Consider the following 3,130-nt stretch of genomic DNA (forward strand, 5'->3'; position numbering starts at 1 on the left):
TGCCTATCTGAAGGATGTGCTGACGCGCCTGCCGACGCAGAAAAACAACGCCATCGACGAGCTATTGCCCCACAACTGGAAGCCGGCTACGCCTGACAAGGTGTGATGGCCGGACGCTTACACTGAACCGTCGTTTGTCTCGGTTTCGCTGACTAAATGCTCAAGACAGTTTTCACACGCATAACCCTCAAGACCAGAAGCCGTTGGTCCGCCACAATTCACGAACCTCAACCCGCATTCTCGATTGCATGCGCCTTCAAACGTGAGCCGATCTCGTTTCATATTCAACGCTTAACGCCAGCGCACAACGGCGTCCTTGTAATGGAGGCGCAGCCGCAATGTAGTAGACGTCGCCGTGACTGGTATGGTTATGTGACTCTCAGTCCACGACGAAAAGCTTCGCGCCCAGCTCAGTTGAGGACCGGTGAAGCTCAGCGTTGTCCGCCACCTGGTAGCTAGAACCCGGCTGGAGAACAAAGCAACGCCCGTCCTTTAACTCAGTGTGGAGCTCACCTTCCAGGCAGAGCAGGATGTGCCCCTTGGCGCACCAATGATCAGCCAGATAGCCGGGGCTGTACTCGACCATACGAACCCGGATATCGCCGAAAGTGCGGGTCTGCCAATAAGCAGCTCCCTGCTCCCCTGTGTGTTCGGTCTTCTCAACTTCAGACCAGTCAGTAACCCCAAAGGGTAGATCCCTTATGTCCAATTTGCTTCTCCTTAAGCATTTAACGCCAGCGCACAACGGCGCCCTTGTAATGGAGGCGCAGCCGCAATGTAAAGGGCGTCCGGCGGCCACCGGCCGCGTATTGATGCGCCTTGTTAAGTGCTGGTGGGAACCTGATAGATGTAATTCCCAACGCCAATCCTCATGCAATCACTAAATTCTTCTGGCTCAGACCCCGTATAGATCGATTGCAGTATTAATGTCTTGTCTGGAACACCCTTGAAACTTAGCTCAAAGCCATGACCATTCCAGGCTTCGCCAATATGCCGTACTTCAGCAACCTCTAAACCGACAAACTGATCCAGAATTGGTAGCCTGCATACAACGCTACCTTCATTGATAATTTCCGCCTGAAATTGCCGTTCACGCCTTTTGAAGCCCATTACTTCGGAACCAACTAGCCCGTGGATGGAATACCATATGCCATCGAAACAGAGATGAACGACATTTATCTCATCTGCAACGACGTGGGCCAACGCTGAATCAAGCCTTCTTCCTTTGACAGAAGTAACGTCCGGTGAGCCTTCTTTGATGATCTTCCGGTAATCGTATTCCATGATTTTGCACTTAACGCCGTTGTTCAGCGGCAGCCTTGGCAGAGCGAAGCGGCGACAAGGCTGTCCGGTGGAGGGCCGTTCGGCCCGGAACGAACTGGAACACTTGGTTAGATTTATTGGACCCTTCCGCCTGAAACATGGGCCGCAAAACCTTCTCTCGCTTCCTGGGTGATGCCGGATAGATCTTTGACTGGGACTCGCTCAACTTCAATTCCCATGGCCTTAGCAACTTTGACCAGATCATCCGCGTCGTACTCAGACGCTATGAACAATTTTTGCGGTCTTGAGCCAGATTGACCTTCAGCGTCGGCCAACAATTTCCGTGACAGGAATTCCGGCAAGCCAGGCATGCTTACTTGAACAAGCTCCATGCCAAAGATCATCCCCGTTGCCACCTCCATGATGGCCATAGCGTTGAAATCACCATCGGCCTCCGTCATCACCGGTGCTTCGTTCAACTGGAAAAGCAGCCAGGCTTCATTGTGGGCAAAATCAGACGGTTCAATTGGCAAGGTGCTCTCCTGATTTTTGAATCTAACGCCAATATTCAGCGGCGGCCTTTGCGTAGCGAAGCGGAGAAAAGGCCGTCCGGTGGAGGCCCATCAGGGCCGTAACGAACTGGAATGACTGGTTATGTGGTTGTACGTTCATTGAACAAAATTCTGTTTGAGAACGGATCTACCACTTCGAACACCCTATCACCCCAAGGTGCAGTCGTAATCTCTGGCCGAGAATACCTGTAACCTCGTGAACTAATTTCGCGGTGCAGGGCTTCAAGTTCATCAGTATTCACGAACGTTTTGGAACCGGGGGTACAATCTCCAGAGTGTTCACTGAGGTGGAAAACCAACCCATCTCGAGAGACTTGCATGTAGATAGGGAATCCCGGCTCAAAGCGATGCTCCCAATCGAGCGACATGCCGAGGAAGTCCAGGTAGAACTCCTTGGCCCTGGTCTCATCGAAGATTCGGATGATTGGAATGGCTTGAAATCGCATCCATGCTCTCCTCACACATAACGCCGCTCAGCACGCGCGGCTACGAAATGGAGGCGGAGCCGCAATGTAGTAGACGTCGCCGTGGCTGGCCTGGTTATACATGAGTTTCCTCCGGAATCTGAGTCAATAGGTCAGTAACCCCGATATCCACACCAGCCTGCGATAGCAAAGTAGAAACTTGGCCTCGGTGGTGAGTCTGATGGTTAAAGAAGTGAAGAACCAGGCTCGAATATCGTTTCTTGGCCGGGATCCCTTTGGTGTTGTGGTAGCTGAGAACGAAATCCAGATCACTTTCGGATAGCTCAGATATCCATTTGATAATCTCCCGATCCAACCAGATCCGATGCTCAGATAAACTACCAAGATCCTCAAAGACTAACTCATCCAGGCTCGTCGAATTTCGAAGATCAGCGATCTCCCGCAACGAGTTCAGGCAGGACGGATGGGTAGCAAACCGTTTGAGCCAGATGGTGTCACCAACGACGATGTGATTCAGAGCCCCCAGGATGGAGCTAAAAAAGGCCCCACGGTCTTTGGCTAAATCTATTGCAGTGAGGTGCGCTGCAGCTTCATAAACCTTTGAGTTCATCCATTGATTGTAGTTGGACAGCAATTCAAAGTGACCTTTCAGGCTCATCTGAGTTCCTTCTCATGTATAACGCTTGCAGCATGCGCGCCCTTGGAATGGAGCCGAAGGCGCAATGGAAAGGGCGTCGCCGTGCCTGCACTTGATACTGATTGAGCCTTCTCCCCAGCCCGGCGGTTACCCGCTAAGCTGGAAGGCGACCAAGCACTACAAGGGAGAAGACTCATGAACTTTTACCATAGCACTCACCGTCATTATTGTGG

Annotated in this window: 6 protein-coding genes; 1 reads left to right on the forward strand and 5 read right to left on the reverse strand. The window is 51.9% G+C overall.

The features are described from left to right. A partial coding sequence (locus QPL95_RS18395) for a transposase domain-containing protein (protein ID WP_303292322.1) occupies nt 1-106 on the forward strand: 106 nt, incomplete at its 5' end. Nucleotides 107-379: 273 nt separating this feature from the next. Here QPL95_RS18395 and QPL95_RS18400 read toward each other — a convergent pair. The 5 genes from QPL95_RS18400 to QPL95_RS18420 all read right to left on the reverse strand — a co-directional run bounded on the left by QPL95_RS18400 (nt 380) and on the right by QPL95_RS18420 (nt 2,918). Further along, nucleotides 380-709 carry a DHCW motif cupin fold protein gene (locus tag QPL95_RS18400; RefSeq protein ID WP_303292360.1) on the reverse strand — a complete coding sequence of 110 codons (330 nt, stop codon included), beginning with the start codon at nt 707-709 and terminating at the stop codon, nt 380-382. Between the two features lie 113 nt (nt 710-822). Then, nucleotides 823-1,284: a hypothetical protein gene (locus tag QPL95_RS18405; RefSeq protein WP_303292361.1), complete on the reverse strand. Its 462-nt coding sequence runs from the start codon at nt 1,282-1,284 to the stop codon at nt 823-825. Nucleotides 1,285-1,397: 113 nt separating this feature from the next. Beyond that, the gene (locus QPL95_RS18410; protein WP_303292362.1) at nt 1,398-1,796 is read right to left on the reverse strand and encodes a hypothetical protein; all 399 of its coding nucleotides are present in this window, start codon (nt 1,794-1,796) and stop codon (nt 1,398-1,400) included. A gap of 119 nt (nt 1,797-1,915) precedes the next feature. Then, nucleotides 1,916-2,281 carry a glyoxalase superfamily protein gene (locus tag QPL95_RS18415; protein WP_193075674.1) on the reverse strand — a complete coding sequence of 122 codons (366 nt, stop codon included), beginning with the start codon at nt 2,279-2,281 and terminating at the stop codon, nt 1,916-1,918. A 94-nt stretch (nt 2,282-2,375) separates the two neighbouring features. Continuing rightward, nucleotides 2,376-2,918: a DinB family protein gene (locus QPL95_RS18420; RefSeq protein WP_303292363.1), complete on the reverse strand. Its 543-nt coding sequence runs from the start codon at nt 2,916-2,918 to the stop codon at nt 2,376-2,378. Between the last annotated feature and the right edge of the window lie 212 nt (nt 2,919-3,130).

It is taken from the genome of Marinobacter sp. SS5-14b, from assembly GCF_030541005.1.
In the GTDB taxonomy this organism is placed as follows: domain Bacteria; phylum Pseudomonadota; class Gammaproteobacteria; order Pseudomonadales; family Oleiphilaceae; genus Marinobacter.

What these genes read in the sequence shown, in the direction of transcription:
- QPL95_RS18405 (WP_303292361.1), bottom strand. Translation starts at nt 1,284, where the DNA reads ATGGAATACGATTACCGGAAGATCATCAAAGAAGGCTCACCGGACGTT.
- QPL95_RS18415 (WP_193075674.1), bottom strand. Translation starts at nt 2,281, where the DNA reads ATGCGATTTCAAGCCATTCCAATCATCCGAATCTTCGATGAGACCAGG.
- QPL95_RS18420 (WP_303292363.1), bottom strand. Translation starts at nt 2,918, where the DNA reads ATGAGCCTGAAAGGTCACTTTGAATTGCTGTCCAACTACAATCAATGG.